The sequence below is a fragment of the Tuberibacillus sp. Marseille-P3662 genome, assembly GCF_900178005.1.
GTDB lineage: Bacteria > Bacillota > Bacilli > Bacillales > Sporolactobacillaceae > Marseille-P3662.
Genome location: NZ_FXBS01000006.1, coordinates 1,838,232 through 1,858,529, shown reverse-complemented (window position 1 = coordinate 1,858,529; position 20,298 = coordinate 1,838,232). Strand labels below are relative to the sequence as shown.

General features: G+C 42.1%; 17 protein-coding genes. 11 read left to right on the top strand and 6 right to left on the bottom strand.

Translation table 11 applies throughout. From position 1 onward, the window contains the following. Positions 1-2 precede the first annotated feature (2 nt). Complete coding sequence (locus B9Y89_RS17795) at positions 3-3,125, top strand: alpha-mannosidase (protein WP_085524796.1); 3,123 nt, start codon at positions 3-5, stop codon at positions 3,123-3,125. Between the two features lie 74 nt (positions 3,126-3,199). Further along, positions 3,200-4,321, top strand: a complete 1,122-nt coding sequence (locus B9Y89_RS17790; protein ID WP_085524520.1) for a GntR family transcriptional regulator — start codon at positions 3,200-3,202, stop codon at positions 4,319-4,321. Between the two features lie 102 nt (positions 4,322-4,423). On the opposite strand, the gene B9Y89_RS17785 is transcribed toward B9Y89_RS17790, so the two are convergent. Beyond that, the gene (locus B9Y89_RS17785) at positions 4,424-4,783 is read right to left on the bottom strand and encodes a winged helix-turn-helix transcriptional regulator (protein ID WP_085524519.1); all 360 of its coding nucleotides are present in this window, start codon (positions 4,781-4,783) and stop codon (positions 4,424-4,426) included. Between the two features lie 140 nt (positions 4,784-4,923). On the opposite strand from B9Y89_RS17785, the gene hxlA reads away from it, so the two are divergent. After that, positions 4,924-5,559, top strand: a complete 636-nt coding sequence (gene hxlA / locus B9Y89_RS17780) for a 3-hexulose-6-phosphate synthase (protein WP_085524518.1) — start codon at positions 4,924-4,926, stop codon at positions 5,557-5,559. A gap of 5 nt (positions 5,560-5,564) precedes the next feature. Further along, positions 5,565-6,122, top strand: coding sequence for a 6-phospho-3-hexuloisomerase (gene hxlB / locus B9Y89_RS17775; RefSeq protein WP_085524517.1), 558 nt, complete (start codon positions 5,565-5,567; stop codon positions 6,120-6,122). 65 nt (positions 6,123-6,187) lie between these two features. On the opposite strand, the gene B9Y89_RS17770 is transcribed toward hxlB, so the two are convergent. Together B9Y89_RS17770 and B9Y89_RS17765 are read right to left on the bottom strand one after the other, a co-directional pair. Continuing rightward, the gene (locus B9Y89_RS17770; RefSeq protein ID WP_085524516.1) at positions 6,188-7,603 is read right to left on the bottom strand and encodes a glycoside hydrolase family 18 protein; all 1,416 of its coding nucleotides are present in this window, start codon (positions 7,601-7,603) and stop codon (positions 6,188-6,190) included. Positions 7,604-7,733: 130 nt separating this feature from the next. Continuing rightward, on the bottom strand, positions 7,734-8,798 hold the full coding sequence (locus B9Y89_RS17765) for a DUF3231 family protein (RefSeq protein ID WP_254901288.1): 1,065 nt from the start codon (positions 8,796-8,798) through the stop codon (positions 7,734-7,736). 591 nt (positions 8,799-9,389) lie between these two features. On the opposite strand from B9Y89_RS17765, the gene B9Y89_RS17760 reads away from it, so the two are divergent. The 6 genes from B9Y89_RS17760 to B9Y89_RS17735 all read left to right on the top strand — a co-directional run bounded on the left by B9Y89_RS17760 (position 9,390) and on the right by B9Y89_RS17735 (position 15,308). Next, the gene (locus B9Y89_RS17760; protein WP_085524514.1) at positions 9,390-9,860 is read left to right on the top strand and encodes a flavin reductase family protein; all 471 of its coding nucleotides are present in this window, start codon (positions 9,390-9,392) and stop codon (positions 9,858-9,860) included. Positions 9,861-9,893: 33 nt separating this feature from the next. After that, the gene (locus B9Y89_RS17755; protein WP_085524513.1) at positions 9,894-11,693 is read left to right on the top strand and encodes a XylR N-terminal domain-containing protein; all 1,800 of its coding nucleotides are present in this window, start codon (positions 9,894-9,896) and stop codon (positions 11,691-11,693) included. A gap of 173 nt (positions 11,694-11,866) precedes the next feature. Then, a complete protein-coding gene (locus tag B9Y89_RS17750; protein WP_085524512.1) occupies positions 11,867-13,411 on the top strand; it encodes a 4-hydroxyphenylacetate 3-hydroxylase N-terminal domain-containing protein in 1,545 nt (514 codons plus the stop codon). A 29-nt stretch (positions 13,412-13,440) separates the two neighbouring features. Further along, the gene (locus B9Y89_RS17745) at positions 13,441-14,010 is read left to right on the top strand and encodes an FAD synthetase (protein ID WP_085524511.1); all 570 of its coding nucleotides are present in this window, start codon (positions 13,441-13,443) and stop codon (positions 14,008-14,010) included. 35 nt (positions 14,011-14,045) lie between these two features. After that, positions 14,046-14,831: a dioxygenase family protein gene (locus tag B9Y89_RS17740; RefSeq protein ID WP_085524510.1), complete on the top strand. Its 786-nt coding sequence runs from the start codon at positions 14,046-14,048 to the stop codon at positions 14,829-14,831. Positions 14,832-15,125: 294 nt separating this feature from the next. Further along, positions 15,126-15,308, top strand: coding sequence for a Fur-regulated basic protein FbpA (locus B9Y89_RS17735; RefSeq protein WP_085524509.1), 183 nt, complete (start codon positions 15,126-15,128; stop codon positions 15,306-15,308). Positions 15,309-15,445: 137 nt separating this feature from the next. Here the strand turns inward: B9Y89_RS17735 and B9Y89_RS17730 are convergent, their stop codons facing one another. Together B9Y89_RS17730 and B9Y89_RS17725 are read right to left on the bottom strand one after the other, a co-directional pair. Continuing rightward, positions 15,446-16,099, bottom strand: coding sequence for a hypothetical protein (locus B9Y89_RS17730; protein WP_085524508.1), 654 nt, complete (start codon positions 16,097-16,099; stop codon positions 15,446-15,448). A 97-nt stretch (positions 16,100-16,196) separates the two neighbouring features. Beyond that, the gene (locus B9Y89_RS17725; RefSeq protein WP_085524507.1) at positions 16,197-17,714 is read right to left on the bottom strand and encodes a glycine betaine uptake BCCT transporter; all 1,518 of its coding nucleotides are present in this window, start codon (positions 17,712-17,714) and stop codon (positions 16,197-16,199) included. Positions 17,715-17,991: 277 nt separating this feature from the next. On the opposite strand from B9Y89_RS17725, the gene B9Y89_RS17720 reads away from it, so the two are divergent. Beyond that, entirely contained in the window at positions 17,992-19,125 is a 1,134-nt protein-coding gene (locus B9Y89_RS17720) for a glycosyltransferase family 2 protein (protein ID WP_085524506.1), read from the top strand. A gap of 217 nt (positions 19,126-19,342) precedes the next feature. Here B9Y89_RS17720 and B9Y89_RS17715 read toward each other — a convergent pair whose 3' ends face one another. Continuing rightward, positions 19,343-20,224, bottom strand: coding sequence for an acetamidase/formamidase family protein (locus B9Y89_RS17715; protein WP_085524505.1), 882 nt, complete (start codon positions 20,222-20,224; stop codon positions 19,343-19,345). Positions 20,225-20,298 lie beyond the last annotated feature (74 nt).

The window sequence follows — 20,298 nt, the reverse complement described above, 5'->3', positions numbered from 1 at the left end:
TTATATTTTGGACAGTTGAAAAATTAGATCAACGGATTAAAGAATTGAATGTTTATCGTTATCGGAATGCTCAATTGATTTCGACTTTTGCTACTAGCATGGATGAAGAGGGAGCTATTGGAGAAAGACCTTCAGAAGCTGGTTCATGGCAAACGATGCAAGTTGGAGACAGATGGGAAGGCCGGGATAAATATTTGTGGTTAAAAACAGATATATCTATTCCGGATGATTGGAAAGGGCGCAAGATCGTTGGCGTATTTGATTTTGGCAAGACAGGCGGAGGGACGAATTCCGGATTCGAATCCCTGCTCTATCTGAACGGTGAACCCTATCAGGGTGTTGATATGAATCATCAAGAAGTCTTTTTTGACAGTAGCTTCGCGGGCACAACGATTGAATTGTGTTTTCGCCTTTGGTCGGGCCTTGAAGGAGGAGGTGTCCCGACCCTACAGGAGCATCAATTGAAGACGGCTTATCTAGCTTGTTTGGATGAAAAAGTTGATGATCTCTACTTTACGGCAACGGCAGCAATTGAAACAGTGAAAACCTTACAGGAGTCCCAACCCGAACGACAAACCTTGCTGCATGCGTTAAATCAAGCTTTCCATGATATTGATTGGTCGTATCCAGGTTCTGATGATTTTTATGAAACCATCTATCAGGCGCAAGCTTTTCTTAATGAGGCGATTGACAACATGCCCAAAAATCATCCAGTTACTGTTCAGGCGATTGGGCATACCCATATCGACGTGGCCTGGTTATGGCGGCTCAAGCATACGAGAGAGAAAGCCGCGCGCTCATTTTCCACTGTACTCCGATTAATGGAGCAATTTCCAGATTACACATTTTTGCAGACTCAACCTCAATTATATGAATATATCAAACAGGATTACCCGGAAATCTTCCAACAGATTGAAAAAAGAGTCGAAGAAGGGCGCTGGGAAACAGAGGGGGGAATGTGGCTGGAAGCGGATTGTAATTTAACCTCTGGTGAATCGCTTGTCCGGCAATTATTATTAGGGACAAAATTTTTCCGGCAACAATTTGGTAAAGATTCGGAGTACTTATGGCTGCCGGATGTGTTCGGCTACAGCTGGGCCCTTCCGCAAATTCTAGTGAAGTCGGGTATTAAAACATTTATGACGACGAAAATTAGTTGGAGCCAGTATAATAAAATGCCGCATGATACATTTATGTGGCGCGGGATAGACGGAACGGAAATCTTGACCCATTTCATTACGACACCCGAAGATGATCGCAGATTCTATACGTATAATGGAAAAATTACAGCGAAAACAGTGAAAGGGATATGGGAAGCTTATCGTGATAAGGATATCAATCAAGAATTATTGCTATCTTATGGCCATGGAGATGGGGGCGGCGGTGTTAACCGTGAGATGCTAGAAATGAGAAGACGGTTAGATAACATGCCCGGGCTACCTAAGGTGAAAACCGGGAGAGCCGATGACTATTTCACCCGGCTTCATGATACGATCGATCAAACGAATCAATATGTCCATACATGGGATGGAGAATTGTATTTAGAATATCACCGTGGCACCTACACAAGTCAGGCTGAGAACAAGCGGATGAATCGAAAAATGGAGTCCCTCTTAAGAGAAACCGAATGGATGAATACGCTGAACAGTGTTCTGTTAGAAGATTGGTCGAGTTATCTCAGCAAAGAACTGACAGAAAGTTGGAAGATTGTATTGCGGAACCAGTTCCATGATATTATTCCGGGATCGTCGATTCGTGAAGTCTATGAAGATAGTCAGCAAGACTATGCCCAGGCTCATGAGCTTGCTCAGTTGTCATGGTCACATGCTGCAGGAACATTAGTCACCGGCGATGATACACAGCGGTTCACCATTTTCAACTCATCCTCTACGGAGCGAAGTGACCTTATTACAATTGACTGCACAGAGTCAGATAGAGTATGGAAAGATAGAGAGGGTAACCTGTTAGACGCACAACAAACGGCGGAGGGGCAGTGGCTCGTCAATGTCAACAATATTCCTTCTCTAGGCAAAACGACGATTCAATATGACAAGGCTTATGATCAGGACGAAAGGCCATCAGCCTTTGATATCTCTGATCATGAAGTGATATCTCCCTATTATGAGATGGCTTGGAACCGTCATGGTCAGTTAACCAAACTCGTCGACCGGAAAAGAAACCGCAATGTGCTAGCTCCACAAGCCCGAGGGAATGTGTTGCAAATATTTGAAGATAAACCGTTGAATTTTGATGCCTGGGACATTGATTTGTTTTATCAAGAAAAGATGAAGGAAGTGACCAATTTTACCCGTTCTGAGGTCATCGAAGAGGGTCCGCTTCGAATAGTTATCCGGTTCACTTGGACATTTGGACATTCAATCATCTCACAGAATATGGTTCTATATGCGAATCACCCGCGTATCGACTTTGAAACCCAGGTTGATTGGCATGAACGACACCAGCTGCTTAAGGTGGCTTTTCCAGTTGATATCCGGGCTACAGAAGCGACTTATGATATCCAGTATGGCAATGTCAAACGTCCAACGCATTGGAATACAAGCTGGGATTATGCCCGATTTGAGTCGGTCGCTCATCAATGGGCTGATCTCTCTGAGACGGGCTATGGGGTTAGTCTATTAAATGATTGTAAGTACGGGCATGACATTAAGGATAACGTGATGAGACTCACTCTTTTAAAATCAGCTACACATCCCGACGTGGAACAAGACCAAGGGACACATACTTTTACTTATGCCTTATTGCCGCACCAGGGAGATTGGTATGAAGGGCAGACAGTGCAGCACGCATGGGCATTAAATTGTCCATTAACCTATCAAGCGGGTGGTTCAGACCATTTATCCATGTTTGCTGTCAATCGTGATCATGTCATGATTGATGCCGTGAAAAAAGCGGAAGATACTGATCAAGTGATTGTTCGTCTTCATGAATTTGCTGGTGCAAGGAGTACGGTAGCCATGACGAGTGATTTAAATATCATGTCATGGCAGGAATGTGACTTACTAGAGCGTGCCATAGAGACAGATAAACGAATCGATCAACCATTTGAATTTGATATCAAACCCTATGAAATTAAGACTTTTATTGTTGAACTAAGCAAAAATTAGGTTCTTTCTTTAGCCCTTTGGTATGATTGATTTAAATATATCAAAGGGCTTGTTAACGATCTGAGGTGACAACCATGAGATCTTTATATGAACAAGTATATCAATCACTCAAGCAAGATATTGGTTCTGATAAATATCAAGCAGGTGACCGTCTACCGTCAGAAAAAGAGGTATCAGAATCATTTCAGGTAAGTCGCATTACGAGTAAAAAGGCTCTCGAAAAATTAGCAGCTGAAGGATTTGTTTACCGTCAACGGGGTAAGGGGACGTTTGTTGCCGAGGACAAAAAAATGAACAGACAGGCAAAAGCATCTAATAAGAAACCTTTATTTGGTCTTGTCGTCACTAATTTTGACGACAGTTTTACGAGCCACCTGATATCAAGTATAGAAGAGGCTTCATCAAATCAATGTTTTATTATATTGAAACGCTCATTAGGAGATCCAAAGCGGGAAGAAACGATTGTTAAAGAGCTGTTGGACTTTGGCGTGGACGGTTTAATTATTTTCCCGGCACAAGCGGAACATTATAGTTCGGAAATTCTCAAAATGGTTGTAAATCAGTTTCCATTTATTTTGATTGATCGGTGTTTTAAATCAGTCGCAGCAACGTCGATATCCACAAAAAATGAAGAGGCGGCCAAATTAGGTATCAATTATTTGTTTGAGTTAGGTCACGATCACATTGGCATTCTCTCCCCGTACATGATTGAAACAACAACGATTGAGGCACGGTTTAATGGGATCATAGAGGCTTATGCCGAAAAGCAAGTGAGAATCGACAGGGATCTATGGTGCAGCGATATCAGAAGCACAGCTCCGATTCCTCAGGCAGATATAGAAGAAGATATTGAGGTAATCAAGCAGCATATACAAAAAAACCCCCATATTTCTGCTTTATTTGCCTTTGAGTATAATATTGCTGTGTTAGCCAAACGAGCGGCCGAACAACTTGACCTGCGCGTGCCCAATGATCTGTCGATTCTTTGTTTTGATGGACCAGAGTACAATGTGCTTGGTTGGAATTTCACACGCCTGAAACAGAATGAACAAGAGATCGGGAAGTTAGCCGTTAATACGCTGATGGACATGTGTCGTCATGAACCGTTTACAGTTAGAAACGAGAGAATATCAGCTACATTAATAGAAGGGGATTCAACATCAAGGTTAGTGATGAAGGAGCATCCTGTACAATAGTTTTCAGTAAAGAGGATCCTTGTTCAGATGTTCTCTCCTTTAGTTCAAAAGAAAGCGCAGGACGGAGTGTTCTGTTCTGCGCTTTTGAACGTTATTGTATAGTTACTGAGACACGTGTTCCGAGTTCTTTTCAATGACATTTTTCCGATAATTTCGGCCCCAGTCATACATTGATACAAGAATGGGCATCAAACTTTCCCCGTGTTCCGTAAGTGAATATTCTACTTTGGGTGGTACAACAGGATACACTTCTCGATGGACAATACAATCTTCCTCAAGTTCGCGCAGCTGTTTAACAAGTATTTTATGCGTGATATTCGGGATGAGTTTACGTAATTCACCGAATCTCTTCGTCCCTTGGTTCCCTAGATGCCACATAATCAGCATTTTCCATTTGCCACCGATGACTGACAGTGTTAATTCCTTATCACAGTTAAACGTCATATGTTCTTGGCGACTCATCTTTCTAGCCTCCTATCTGTTTTCGGGCAGTATCCTCTGGGATACTATATGTTCTTGAAGTGCGTACTTATTAGAAATAGGTTCAAGTGATATACTAGCACCGTTAACAAAATTAAACAAACCATTGGAGTGTCAAGAAAATGGAACTACAACTCGCTATTGACCTAATCACGACTGAAGAAGCCATTGAATTGGTAAAAGAAGTCGAACCCTATATTGATGTCGTCGAAATCGGTACCCCTGTTGTGATTAATGAGGGATTAAGCTCTGTTAATAAAATGAAAACAGCCTTTCCTAATCTGAAAGTGCTCGCTGACTTGAAAATCATGGATGCAGGTGGCTATGAAGTCATGAAAGCTGCAGAAGCTGGTGCAGATATCGTGACTGTTCTTGGTGCTACAGACGATGAAACCATTAAGGGAGCCTTGGAAGAAGCAAAGAAAAATGGGAAACAACTTCTCGTTGATATGATTAACGTGAAGGACTTTGAACAAAGGGCCAAAGAAATTGATCAACTTGGTGTCGACTATATTTGTGTGCACACAGGCTATGATCGGCAAGCTGTTGGTGAAAATGCCTTCGGTCAGTTAGAAACGATCAAACGTGTTGTTAAAAATGCGAAAACAGCCATTGCTGGCGGGATTAAAAAGGATACATTGGCCGAGGTCGTCAAATTAAATCCTGACCATGTGATCGTTGGCGGCGGCATTACGGGTGAGAGTGATAAAGCGGCAGTTGCGGCAGATATGCACAAACTCATCACTCAGAATGTGTGATCATCATGCGGACAACTGATTATGTGACTTCCATTCTGAGAGAACTTGAACAGGGACAGGCTGTGATCCAGAGTGAAACAACTGAACGACTCGTTACGGCGATTCTTGAATCCAAAAACATTTTTACAGCTGGAGCCGGCCGATCCGGTCTTATGGCCAAGGCGTTCACTATGCGGTTATATCACATGGGACTGGATGCCTTCGTCGTGGGAGAAACGGTCACACCTGCAATGGAGCAGGATGACTTGTTAATTGTTGCTTCTGGATCCGGAGGTACAAAAAGCCTCCTGGCTATGGCTGAAAAGGCCAAAGCGACTGGTGGCACGACAGCTGCCGCCACCATCTTCCCTGACTCTCCGTTAGGAAGCATGGCTGATCTGACACTGACAATACCGGGAGCCCCGAAAGACCAGCAGGACGGTGGGTATGACACAATTCAGCCAATGGGTTCATTGTATGAACAGACACTGTTACTCACTTTTGATGCGATTATTCTTCGCATTATGGAAAAACGCGGGCTCAACTCCAGTGGTATGTACAGCAGACACGCCAATCTTGAATAACATTATGGAACAGGATGCATTGTGCATCCTGTTTTTCTTGAAGGCTAAATAAAAGAGAGAGGCCATTATATATGTTTAATGTCAAAGTTATCCTCGAGCAGCAGCCAATTCTGTGGGAATGAATGGCCAAGCACCCAGTAGCTGATCCCTCTTAAATGATAGTCTTTGACAAGATCAAATTTGGCTTGAGCGCTGCGGGCATCCTCAAACCAAACCTCATGGACATTGTTTTGGTCATCAGTATAGCGGAAATAAGGGGCTTGATATTCGGCATGATATTGGATGCTGGCGTTATAGCGAGCGGCAAGGCTGAGCGCTTCTTGCGGACTGATAGTTTTAGCTACGGTTTCTCCAGACACATAAGGCAGTTGCCAGTCACGTCCATAATTCGGCATCCCCATTAAAATTTTCTCGGGCGGGATAACGGTGACGGCATAATCCAACACTTGGCGGACTTTATTCACCGGTGCAATCGCCCAAGGCCGCCCGCCGGCCCAACCCCATTCGTACGTCATTAATACGACAAAATCGACGATCTCACCATGTGCAGCATAATCATGCGCTTCATAAAGTAGCCCCTCTTGATCGGCGCTTTCTTTCGGGGCGAGAGCTGTGGATACGAGATAACCATGCTCATGTAAGCGACTTACAACGTGACGGAGGAATTGATTGTACTGTTCTCTATCATCCTGATAGACATATTCAAAATCAATGTTTAGTCCGCGATACCCTTTTTCTGCCATGGCATTTAGGATATTTGTGATTAACGTTTCCTGTATGTCCTGATTATTGAGAATTGTTTGCGCTAAATCAGAGCTGAACGAACCGTCGTTAAAATTCGTTAAAACTAATAATGGTGCTATTTGTTCTGTGATGGCTGTTTGTAGAAGCGTTTGATCATTGAGAGGCAGAAGGGATCCATCGGCCTTAATGCCGTAGCTGAATGGACTTAAATAGGTTAAATGAGGTGCAACTTGCCTAACGAGATTTTGGGCGTCTTCCCCGGTTGTTGTGATATAAGCGTTGGTTTCAATGACAGGATCCTTAGCTTCTGGGATTTCTAATATCTGACCCGGGATGATCCTATTTGGATTGGCAATCCCATTCATTGCAGCGATCGCTTGAACGGATGTATCGTATCGCTGGGCAATAGTCCATAAGGTCTGTCCTGACTGAACGGTATGAAAACGAGCTGGAATGGTTAACACAAGCCCGGGATAAATCTGCGAGGGATCTGCAATATTATTTTTTTCTACGATCGCATCTATTGTTGTGCCATACCTTTGGGCAATCCGCCAGAGAACCTCACCCGGTTGGACGACATGATAGCGGTTCGGAGCAGGAATCACAAGCGCTTGGCCGACAACCAGCACATTTGGGTTCTCAATCTCATTGACTGTGATTAATACATTTGTTCCAACACCAAAACGGCGGGCAATGTCCCAAAGGGTGTCCCCATTTTGGACAACATAAATCAACATGGTTATTTGACCTCCAATAAAGTTTGCTTACATATTACTCTATGTAGCAAATATCCAGATGTTTTAGTTGAAGGTCAAAGAAACGTCTTATCCTTATCATCTGGCCTGGATGAAGAAGGATAAGCATCATCTAATGAGGTGTTCGGACAATTTGGTCGCGGTCGGTGGCTAACGGTGGCTGTTCTAACCAACCATTTTCAATCATCATTTGCTGTCCTTGATTAGCATAGGCCCCTATTTCAGTTATAAACTTCCCGTATTTGACATGAATATCATGTCTCAAGGTTCTCGACATCGCGACGCCGATGTTTTCTAATCCTAACTGGTTCGCAATACTCACATGATAGGCCATTAATTTATCACTAAACGGAGGGATTTTCGAATCGGAGACATGGGGATCCATAATCATAGGAGAGGGGATATTTTCATTGGCTAATATCCCTCCGAATTGCTTGATTTGTTTATCAGCAAGGTCCCTGCCGTCTTGAAAGAATTTCCGTAATTTTTTTGAAGAAGCGGTTTGACTAAAACCCATCATGATGGATTTTCCTAAAATATTGAACGAAATATTATTATTCAAATATTTGATTTCAATGGATGCTAATGGCCGGTTCTTTCCTGTAAAGAGCGAGTTAAATGACTTTTTTTCGACGAACTCGACCTTTTTTGGATACGGAATTTTGGGTGATTTGGTTATTGTTCCTTTTTCAAGCAAAAGATGCGTTGTTCGTTCATAAATTTCATTTGATTCTCTAATGCATTGTCGATAGAAGTCCATAATGTCCTGGCGTATGGATCCTGATAGCGCCCTTGTATATTGTCCGAATGAGCCGATGGTCATCTGCTGGATGTAGAATAACATAAAGGTATCGTCAAACAGACGTGGCGTCCCTTTATTGACATCTGAGGAGCTGAACCCTGCTGGTACAGGAATGCCTTCTTTAACAAAGAGTTCGGAAATCGTATCTATATGCCGCTTAGAGATCCCTTGACTAAATAAGATCAGCTCTTTAACTTCCTCGTCTTTGACTGTTTCTAAAAAATGTTCAAATATACAAGAGAACATGGTATCACCCATGTAATTACCCCATAGATCACCGAGTTCTGATGCGTTGAGATTTAAATGCTGCTGATGCTCATGAATTTGGGTTTCTAAGTGGCGATCTTTGTCTGAATTCTGTTCTGTGGAGTCCATCATATTTCCTCCCTGTAACATGACTTTGGCTCGAATACAATTACTATTAATGTGTTTAAGTCAGATGAATTTTATTCACTATGATTACTGTGAAGCTTGCCCCAGGATTCAAAAAAAAATGTATGGTAAGGACATCACTATGTCCGACCACACACTTTTTTATCTTTTAGGAAATAGATGAGATACGATTGTAGACAAAGCGGCATCAGGTGATATTCACGTTTAATCAAGTCTTAAGCATCGAATTCTTTGTTCGAGTCGCATGTTCTTTTGCCAACCATTCAATAAATGATATTTCCTTCTCTGTCAGGTCCGTAATTAACGCTTCTTGAAATTCTTTAAATAAGTGATCACGAAAGGTTTCTATGATAATGGCCCCCTACAATGACTTCTTATCTATAATATAACCTTAATCTGGGATAAAATCCACATATTTTTCAAATACACAGAATAATATCATGTTCAATTATTATTTTAATTGTATAGAAAAATAAAAAAATACTATATATTTTTGCCGTTCATGCCATGATCCTCAGTTGTTATGATAATGGTATATTGAAAGCGCTTAAAAAACGGAGAGGAGATGTTATAATGGATAAAAAGGAATTCAGAAATTGCATGGGGCGTTTTGCAACAGGTGTCACTGTCGTCACAACCGAAACGGAAGGGGTGACTCATGGGTTTACCGTCAATTCTTTTACCTCGGTATCATTAGATCCTCCAATTGTTTTGGTTTCTGTAGACAAGAATGCTAAAGCTCTTCAAGCGATGAAGCATAATAATTTTATTGCGAATGTTCTGAATGAAAATCAACGGGATACCGCGATGCATTTTGCTGGTAAGCCAAAAGAACAGTTGCCGTTTGAATGGGAGGAAACAGGCTTAGGGGCTCGCATTAAAGGCTCACTTGCTCACATTGAGTGTGTCCCATGGGCGGAATATGACGGTGGAGACCATGTGCTCTTCCTTGGAGAAGTCAAGGCATTTGAGTATCACCCGGGTCAACCTCTTGCTTTTTATTGTGGACAGTTTTCCAATGTAAGTCCCCTTGTACAATCGTAAATGAATTTATGTCAAAAAAAAGTGAGTGATGAAATGAAAGCTCATCATTTGTCATTGGAACAGCTTATGGATGTGAACCCGCGCACGGGCATTATCCAAATCAATAACAAACGGATGGCCCTTATGTCGGTCGAAGCATTAGGGATCTTACGCAGAGATCTAGTCGATACTCTGAGTATGGAACGGGCTAAAGGATTTCTGATGCGGTACGGTTGGGCCTGCGGAATGAAAGCTGCAGAAGATCTGGAAAAGCGTTATAACTGGGATTCGACCGAAGAATTAATGTTTGCTGGTCCCGCTTTTCATACCTTGGAAGGCATTGTAACAGTAGAGCCGGATCAACTTGAGTATGATGACGACACGCTATATTTTACAGGGTATTGGCGACATTCCTATGAAGTTGAAGAGCATATCCATCATTATGGAGAAAGCAAGGATCCAGTATGCTGGACCCTTGTTGGGTATGCGAGCGGGTACCTGACAAAAGTTTTTGGTAAGGAAATTCTGGTTCATGAAGAAAAATGCCGGGGACAAGGTGATCCTTATTGCTATTTTGTCGCACAAACGGTGAAGCCTCATGATGACAGACAGCAGGAGGATTTACGGTATTATCATGCCGACTCGTTACTCACTGAATTAGACCGGTCTTATAAAAGAATCAAAGAATTAAACGAAAATATTATTGAATCTGATCATGTTCAAAAACAATTAACTGATTTACTATTAGAAGATGCGAGCTTATCCAGCATGCTCAAAGTCATTGCTTCCTCCCTGCAGAAGAGTGTCAGTATTGATTATTGGTATGGAAAGAATGAAGGCGCTTTCCTAGAAAAAGACGCTGCCATCTACGAAAAATGGCTGGAGAATCCTCATGATGTCATCGCGAATCATTCCATGGTCGAAACGTACCCGATTCATGCAGGGGGTAAAGATCTGGGGCGGATGTTTGTAATTGGGGAGGAAGAAAGTCAGGAAAAAGAAGCACTAATGATTCAACGTGCGCTGACGATTTGTTCGATTAAAATCTTTCATCAATTTCAATTAACACAGTCTCAATGGAAAAAGAAAGAAGACTTCTTTGACGAACTTATCTGCGGTGAAAAAGATGAAGCAACCCTTCAAGTTGGCAGCCATATATTTGAGTTCCAGCCGCACAATAGGAATCGCGTTCTAACTCTGTCTGTGGATCCTTCAGACAACAATCAGCCCATCTTAGAGTATCTCAGCACCTGTTATCCATCGCTTGATATCTTTTTAAAGGATACGTATATTGTATTGATTTTACCGGAAAACCACAGTGAAAATATAGAAACCTTTACAATCCGTCTTCAATCGGCTATTGATCATCAATTTATGGACAATAAAACTTATATCGGGGTTGGACGCGCAGCTGACAGCTTAAAAAAGTTAGCCAAAAGTTTTCAGGATGCGACGCGGATTTGCGATTTTATGAGACTCATTTACCCGGAGAACAGTCGGATTTCTTACTATGAAGAGTTAGAACCTGTGATTTTGCTTCTAAAAGGAACGGATCAAGAAGATTTAATGGAATTTTGTACAAATATGATTGGTGATTTAATTCAGTATGATAAGGACAACCAAAGTCATCTTTTAAAAACCTTGAAATTCTATCTAGATAATAATGGTAATTTGCAGCAAACAGCCAATGACCTTTATTTATCGATAGCAGGCTTACGCTATCGCCTTGAGAGAATCGAACGTTTCTGCAAAGAAGATTTAAAATCAGGGACGGGACGATTTAAATATCAATTGGCTATCAATATGTATTTTGCGATGCAGACGATCGATGATCGTTCGCATACAGTTACTTGAAGTGATCATCATTAACCACAAATATATAAAATGGTTCATCAATATACTATATTTTTTTACAGTTACAACCTTTCTGAATATTGATTATACTGTAATTACAGTATTGAAAGCGCTTCGAAAACAGCGCAGTCTTTTAAATATTTTCGAGTAAAACAGTCGAAGGAGGAGAAATAATGACCCTTACACAAACAAAAACAAATCGACCACTAACGGGTGAAGAGTATTTAGAGAGCTTAAGAGATGGGCGTGAAGTTTGGTTTCATGGAGAGAAAGTCGACGATGTAACGACTCACCCCGCTTTTCGGAATGCGGCCCGGTCTGTTGCTAGAATGTATGACGCCCTCCATGATGATAAAACAAAGGATATTTTAACAACGACAACAGATACCGGCAATGGCGGATATACTCACAAATTCTTTCAATTTGATAATAGCAGGGAGGATCTGCTTGAAACGAGAGATGCGATTGCCGAGTGGGCCCGCCTGTCGTATGGACAAATGGGTCGATCCCCTGATTACAAGGCGTCTTTTATGGCGACTTTAGGTGCAGACCCTGAGTATTATGCCCCCTTTGCTGACAATGCCCGAAGGTGGTATAAGGAAGCGCAAGAAAAGAATTGGTTTTTCAACCATGCGATCATTAATCCCCCAGTAGATCGTAATAAACCAACTGAAGCGGTAGAAGATGTCTTTATTAAAGCGGAAGAAGAAACGGATGAAGGCATTATTGTAAGCGGGGCAAAAATGGTTGCGACAGGCTCCGCGTTAACCAATTATAATTTTGTTGCCCATTACGGAGCTGTTCCTGTTGGATCTGAGCATATGGCTCTAGCGTTCGTCGCTCCAATGGATGCGCCCGGCGTTAAGCTCATCTGCAGACAGTCTTACGAAATGAACGCGGCTGTCATGGGCAGTCCATTTGATTATCCATTAAGCAGTCGTTTTGATGAAAATGACGCTGTGCTTGTTTTTGAGAAGGCACTGATCCCGTGGGAAAATGTCTTTATTTACAGAGATGTCGAAAAGGCTAACAGCTTTTTCCCAGAGAGTGGCTTCTTACAGCGCTTTACGCTTCATGGTGTCACACGGCTTGCTGTCAAACTGGATTTTATCTCAGGACTCCTGATTAAAGCGGTTAAAACAAGTGGAACGGACCAGTTCCGAGGGGTCAAATCGAATGTGGGTGAAGTTCTCGCTTGGAGAAATATGTTCTGGTCCCTTAGTGATTCCATGGCATTGAATCCAGATAAGAGCAGAAATGGGACAGTGGTGCCCAACCTGAATTATGGGCTTTCCTACCGTGTGTTTATGTCTGAAGGCTGGCCGAAAATTAAAGAGATTATTGAAAACGTCGTCGCAGGCAACCTCATTGTTCAACCATCCAGTGCTGAAGACTTTAAAAATCCAGAGCTGCGTTCACTGATTGATCGCATTTATCGAGGCTCCAATGATATTCAAGCTTTGGAAAAAATAAAACTCATTAAGTTGCTTTGGGATGTCGTCGGCACGGAATACGCAGGCAGACATGAACTTTATGAACGCAACTATTCCGGCAACCATGAAAATATTCGACTGGAGAACTTAACATCCGCTCAAGATTCGGGTGAAGCAGATAAGTATGTACAGTTTGCTGAGCAGTGCATGAGTGATTATGACCTTAATGGATGGGTTAACGACACTTGGATCAATCCAGATGATGTGAATTACTTCAAAAACTGATGTACTTATTTTAAGAGGAGGGGATCATCGTGCACATCTACCATAACGGCGAACTGGATTTATCATCTTCCATTGTTTCGATTGGAGCGTTTGATGGGCTGCATCGCGGACATCAAACATTGATAAAAAAAGCAGCCAATCGAGCGCGGGCATTCAATGTGCCATCGGTTGTTTATACATTTAATCCTCCTCCCCGCACTTTTTTTCAAAATAACCTCATATTAACAACGGTGGAAGAAAAGGTTGACCTGATCAAGGCATTTGACATTGATTATCTTGTGATCGCGAATTTTAACAAACAGTATGCCTCCCGCCCCGCTTCAGCATTTATAGAAGAACTTCGTCATCTTGGACCCAAGGAGTTATGGGTAGGACCTAACTTCACCTTTGGTAAAGGGAAAGAGGGCGATGTTAAATTACTCGCTGAGCACTTTCATGTCAATGTTCAACCGCTTGTCACTTGTGAAGATGGAGAAATTATATCGTCCACCAGGATTAGAAATTTGCTTAAGAAAGAGGAATGCGGGCAAGTCAATCAACTTCTGGGCCGAGATTACTTGAATCATGCGTCAGTCAAAACAGCCGTCTCTCGGATGTAGGTGAATAAAAAATTTAAAAGTGAGGTCGAGATATCATGCAGCAACAGCAAGCTAAGAAAAAAAATCAACGTGTCGAAGAAGTCTTTGACTTGTTCATCAAGCACATGAAATCATTCTTACAGGAAGCCAAATTGAACCACGAAGAGTATACCAATTTTGTTGATTGGGCTGATCGTTTGGGTAAAAAAGGCGAACTGCCCCTGTATGCTGACGTTTTCTTAGAAACGCATGTCCTGCAAGCGATGTATTCGAAAATGCCCGGAACCCAGCCTTCCCTCTTAGGACCTTATTTTGTTGAAGGTTCGCCTTTAGTGGAAAGTGAACCGGGTCAACCGTTGGTGCTGCCCAAGCGACCGGATGAACCTGGTGAAGTCTTGTATTTTAAAGGCAATGTCAGTAATATTGATGGCCAACCGCTTGCCAACACTCACGTAGAAATGTGGCATAACGACAACTCGGCGAAATACTCCAATTTTGATTCCGATGCTCCGGATTTTAATTTAAGAGGACATTTCTACACGGATGAAAACGGTGATTTTGAGGTTAAAACCATTGTACCGATTCCCTATTCTATCCCAACCGATGGACCAACGGGAGAATTTCTTGAATACATGGATCAACATTCGATGCGTCCTGCTCATCTTCATATAATGTTTCAAGCTGAGGGGCACGAAACCCTCATTACGCAAGTCTTCTTCGAAGGCGATGAATGGCTTGAAACCGACGTCGCCGAAGGTGTTCGAGATGAACTATTAACAAAACTTGAAGACAAAGGCGATCATAAAGAAGCTTCCTTAGACTTTGTGATGCGTCCATTATAAGTAGAGATAATAGAGGGTCAAGTGATACGGGGCATGAATCATGTCCCTTTTTTTAATTTTTACGGCGGGCACTAATGAAATGGCTGCTTATATAGGCCCCTCATAACGATAGATTGGACCCAGCCTCGCTTAGCGAGGTTTTTTATTTTGAGGATCTTAACGGAATTTTTACTTCATCATTATATCTGCTCAATAAAAAGCTAATACACTAAAGTTGTAAGATGAATGGACATGAACAAGGGAAACGATGACTGATTTGACACAACATATCACGGAAGAAAGAAGGGAAGTCAGATGGGTACTCAACTTCGTGAGGCTATTGAGAAAAAGAAGCAATTCTACATTGACAGACTGCTCCATTTAGGTGTGTATAAGACAAATCATCAATTGTACGAACTCACCTTAAGCGAACTTGAACAATTATATCGCTCTGAACAGTCAAAACAGCAAGTCATTAATCATACCAGGGTATTGTAGCTCTTAGAAGCCTTACAAATGAATAACACTCTGACTAGTGAGGGATGCCTGATGAATGTTGAAGAAATAGGAAAATCCCGGCTTCTTGAAGCTTGAAGCCGGGATTTTCTACATCTAATATTCTCTTAAGTTAACCATCATTGATCCAAAAGGTTATAAATGTATTTCCATTTTTCCGAGTCAGCTAACTCCTTCTTTGTCAGTTCCAAGTCGCCGCCCAATACCACGGTGTCCCCTTGGACGGCGACAACCATGGCTTTCACATCACCATTCACCCTTTGATACACATCACCAATCATCAGGTCGGGAAGGAAGGCAGCCTCTGAGGCCTCTTCATCTAAGTCCGTATCTTCCATATCTTCTGTGTTTTGGACATCAATGAGTTTGGAACCATCCTCACGTCCTGGCATCAACAGCCAATACTCATTATGCTTAATACCGTTGGACTTATTACTGATGACCCCATATTGCTCCACATCCGAAACCTCTTCAATTGAGTGCAGGGCATAGTGGTCAAGTGAATCAGGTGTTGGCTTCATAATTAAAATATAATCGCCCTTATCAGCTCTTTTATCATTATGAAGCGTATACCTTTTGCGGTTGTAGATAAAGCTGTCAAGATGTTGCGGCTTATAGCGTTCAATATACTTTGCTTCAGTTATGTGTTGTTCTAAGTCTTTTAGCCGAATGAGGTGAATGGACTTTTTGAAAAAGGGCTTGACTGAATAAACCCTATGCAATTCATTATTAAAATAGACAAATTGTCCCTTTCGGACGTTGTATAGTTTCATGGTTCCATCCTCCTAACCTTTTATGATGTATACTACCCTTTTTCTTTAAACATGATACGATTCTTAAATCATGTCTAGAACGATTGCTTCGTGGGCTTTACGATGCCTTTCTCTTCGATTGCGGCTTTAGTTTCTCCTTTCGCAGCGCTTTGTGCAGCGAAAACATCATGAGTATTAAAATAAACACAAACGGGAAAGCAGATACAATGGATGCTGTTCGCAAACCATTAAGACCACCTGACGATAATAAGACGGCCGCTGATGCTGCCTGGATAATTCCCCAAGTGAATTTAACTGAGTTGGGCGGGTTGAGCATGCCATTCGTTGTTTGCATTCCAAGCACAAATGTTGCTGAGTCCGCGGAAGTAATGAAAAATGAACTGATTAAGAGAATGGCCAAAATGGATACAATCGAACTAAGCGGCAGATGACTTAAAGCAGCAAACAAAGCTACTTCCACATTGTCACCTTCTCCCATAGCTTGCCAAATATTAGCATCCTTAAACATTTCCATGTGTATACCTGATCCACCGAAAATCGCAAACCATAGAGCACAGAAAACCGTCGGCACGGCGAGAACACCAATGATGAATTCACGGATCGTCCGGCCGCGGGACACACGAGCAATAAATGTACCGACAAATGGTGCCCAGGCAATCCACCAAGCCCAGTAGAAAATGGTCCAACTTTGAATCCAGCTGCTGTTTTCATCACTGAACGGTGACAGTCGCAAACTCATTGAAGGCAGATTCTCTATATAGCCACCCAATGTGGACGTGAATAGATTCATTAAGAAATTTGTGGGTCCAAGAAACAGTAAAAACAACATAAGTAAGAGAGCGATCACAATATTGGTATTACTTAACCATTTGATCCCTCGCCCAAGGCCTGATGCGGCTGACAGCATAAATAACACCGTCACAGCTGCAATAATAATAAGCTGTGTGCCAATGCTATTTGGAATAGCGTCATTTAAGTATGAAATACCGCCATTGATTTGCACTGCACCTAGTCCGAGCGATGTTGCAACGCCAAAGACCGTAGCAAACACAGCAATGACATCAATCACTTTTCCGATAGGACCTTTGACTTTTTCTCCAAGCAGCGGATAGAATGTCGCGCTGATCGTTCCGGGTGCATCCTTACGAAACTTGAAATAGGCGAGGCTTAATGCAATTAACGCATAAATACCCCATGGGTGCAGTCCCCAATGGAAAAATGAGAAACGCAAGGCGCTCTTGGCTGCTTCTTCAGTCTGTCCATCCCCATAAGGCGGGTTGAAAAAGTGGGAAACGGGTTCGGCTACTCCCCAAAATACAAGGCCGATCCCCATGCCAGCGCTGAACAACATAGCGAACCAACTGATGGTACTATATTCCGGTTCTTCATCATCTTTGCCTAATTTAATTTTTCCGTATTTTGAAAAAGCAAGGTAGATGATGAATATCAAAAACACACTTGCTGCAATGAGATAAAACCAACCGAACTCCGTCTGCAAAAAGCCTTGCACACTTGTAGAGATCGATTCCAAGTTGTCAGGAGCAATCGCGCCCCATAAAACAAAAATAACGGAAAGAATCACTGAAATGATAAATACTGGTGTTGCTTGTTTCATCGAATCTCCTTTCTTTATGTCAAATCATGCCGTACAAAACTTTATCACAGCTAGACTGATTTGTGAATTAAAAATGGCTATTTTGAATCTTATATCCGACATGTTGTAATCCTTATACCCTTTCGTTCCACGTTTGAATCAAACGGGAAAAGTATGTGTGATAAAATAAACGGTGGAACAATGAATAAAAGATGGGTGCAGTCTATATAGTTTGAAGTCATAATTTCCCTCTGTCGACGCCTATGAACAAAATACAGACCGCGGGATGTGATGATCTATGGAGATTTTTTTAAGTGTGATGATTTTGTTTTGGATGATCGTTATCGTTGACGGGTTCTACGGCATGAAAAAAATGAAGCCGCTTGAGAGACAAAGGGTATCTAACAACAACGAGTTACTGAGTGTGATCGTAGCCGCTCGTAATGAGGAACAGCAAATTGAAGAAAGTCTGTTGAGTCAGTTTCAGCAAACATACACTAACGTCGAATGGATTGTCGTCAATGATCGGTCAACGGATATGACAGCGAAGATTTTATCAAAACTTGAACGGGGCGAGTCACGCCTTCAGGTCATCCATATCGACTATTTGCCACAAGGATGGCTCGGAAAAAATTATGCTCTGTTTCGGGGATATCAACAAGCACAGGGCAACCGGCTGCTTTTTACTGATGCCGACGTGATTTATGAAAAAGAAGCGTTCTCTAAGGCGATTTCATATGCTTCAGCGAATAAGATTGATCATCTTACGCTCACGCCGAATCTTAAGGCAGAAGGATTTTGGCTGAAGGCTTTCGTCGCCTTTTTCTTATTCGGATTCAGTTATTTTAAACGACCGTGGATGGCCAATAGCGAACGTTCGAAGCAAGGGACGGGTATCGGGGCTTTTAACATGCTGACGAGACAAGCCTATGAAGCCATCGGCACGCACAAAAGTATTGCCTTAAGACCCGATGATGATTTACAACTTGGCATTAAGATCAAGCAAGCCGGTTTCAGACAACGTCTAGCAACGGCCTTACATTTAATTAAGGTCACATGGTATGACACCTTACCTGCAGCGATTCAAGGGCTTGAAAAAAATGCTTTCGCAGGATTGTTCTACCGGATATCGATGGTTGTTCTAGCTGCTGTGGGGGTTGCGATGTCCCAATGCTTGCCGTTTGTCTTGCTTCTGTTTGGAACACCCATCATGCGATGGTATAGTCTCGTCATTATTGTCTTGATATTTGTGGTCTATCAGCTTGTGATCACAAAAATGACGACGCTCAGCAGCATCCATTTTCTTGTATTTCCTCTAACAGCAATGATTTTTATTTATACGATACTTAGAGCAACGTATTTGACTTATCGACAAGGCGGGATCGTTTGGCGCGGGACGTTTTATACGCTGGAGGATTTGCGGAAGGGGTGACGAGGAATTTGAAAGAGGGGGGACAAAGATATTACCGTGATCCTGTCCGATAAAACAAAGGAATAACCACCCCTGAGCCTGGCAAGCAATCGGGTGGTTATTGCACCATTAGTGAGTCTCCCCCTTAAAGGGGGACCTATTGACATGTTAACACATTCTTTAAGGAGTGGTGATGATCATGTCTAAAAAGATTCGAAAGTTCCCTCCCTAGAAAATCTCACAAATTTACTAGAACGGTTTTGGGTAGAGCCATTCTAACAGTGACCTTCGGATTGACAAGTTGGCTGATTCTTAGATCACCTTTGGCACTTAATAAACGATACGCATCTGCAAATGCTATTTGATGTTTGTGTTGTAATAAGGAAATCGCATTGAGCATACCTTGTCTTACAGCATCATTAAAAGCTTCTGCGCTAGCAATAACCATAAAATGAGTATCTGTTTCGACGATAGGGGTTTTGAGTTTGAAGTTGTCGTTCTTTTTAATTTGAAGTGTGACTTCTCCTCCGATTTCGATACCTGTTCCATCAAGTTCACCATCACCCATCGCTGCATGCAAGTCACCTAAAGCTAACAAACCCCCTTCATGAAAGACGGGTAAATGCAACGTAGATCCTTCAGTTATATCTTTTGTATCCATGTTGCCTCCATGTATGTCTGGTGTGGAGCAAGGGATCGCATGATCTTCCGGAGCCACTCCAATGACGCCGATCATTTTATTAATAGGTATTTTAATCTGGTTATTTAAAAGGGCACATCCATCTGTTATTGGGAGAATTTTCGTTTGTGATTCGGTAATATAATCCCCGAGTATGCCGGTGTCGGGTCCAGTTGCCATGACTCCTTGGTCATTCAATTCTATACGCTTAATGTCAATAGAGATGGTGTCGCCTTTTTCAATGTTTTCAATATAAATAGGACCCGTTGCTGGATTAATTTTCAAGTTCGGGAAGTCTGCTCTTAAATCGCTTTCGCTTTTCAGTTGTCCCCCGTAACAATCAAGCGTTTTGATTGAAAAGGTTTCATTTAATTTAACTGAGTTGATAGGTTTGTTTGCACTTGAAAACTCGTAAATATAGCTTCCATCGATGGTTTGCATGATGATGCCCCCTTTATGATTCGCTGATGACATAACCATAACATAATTTCTGCTTAATGCGATCCATCCACACG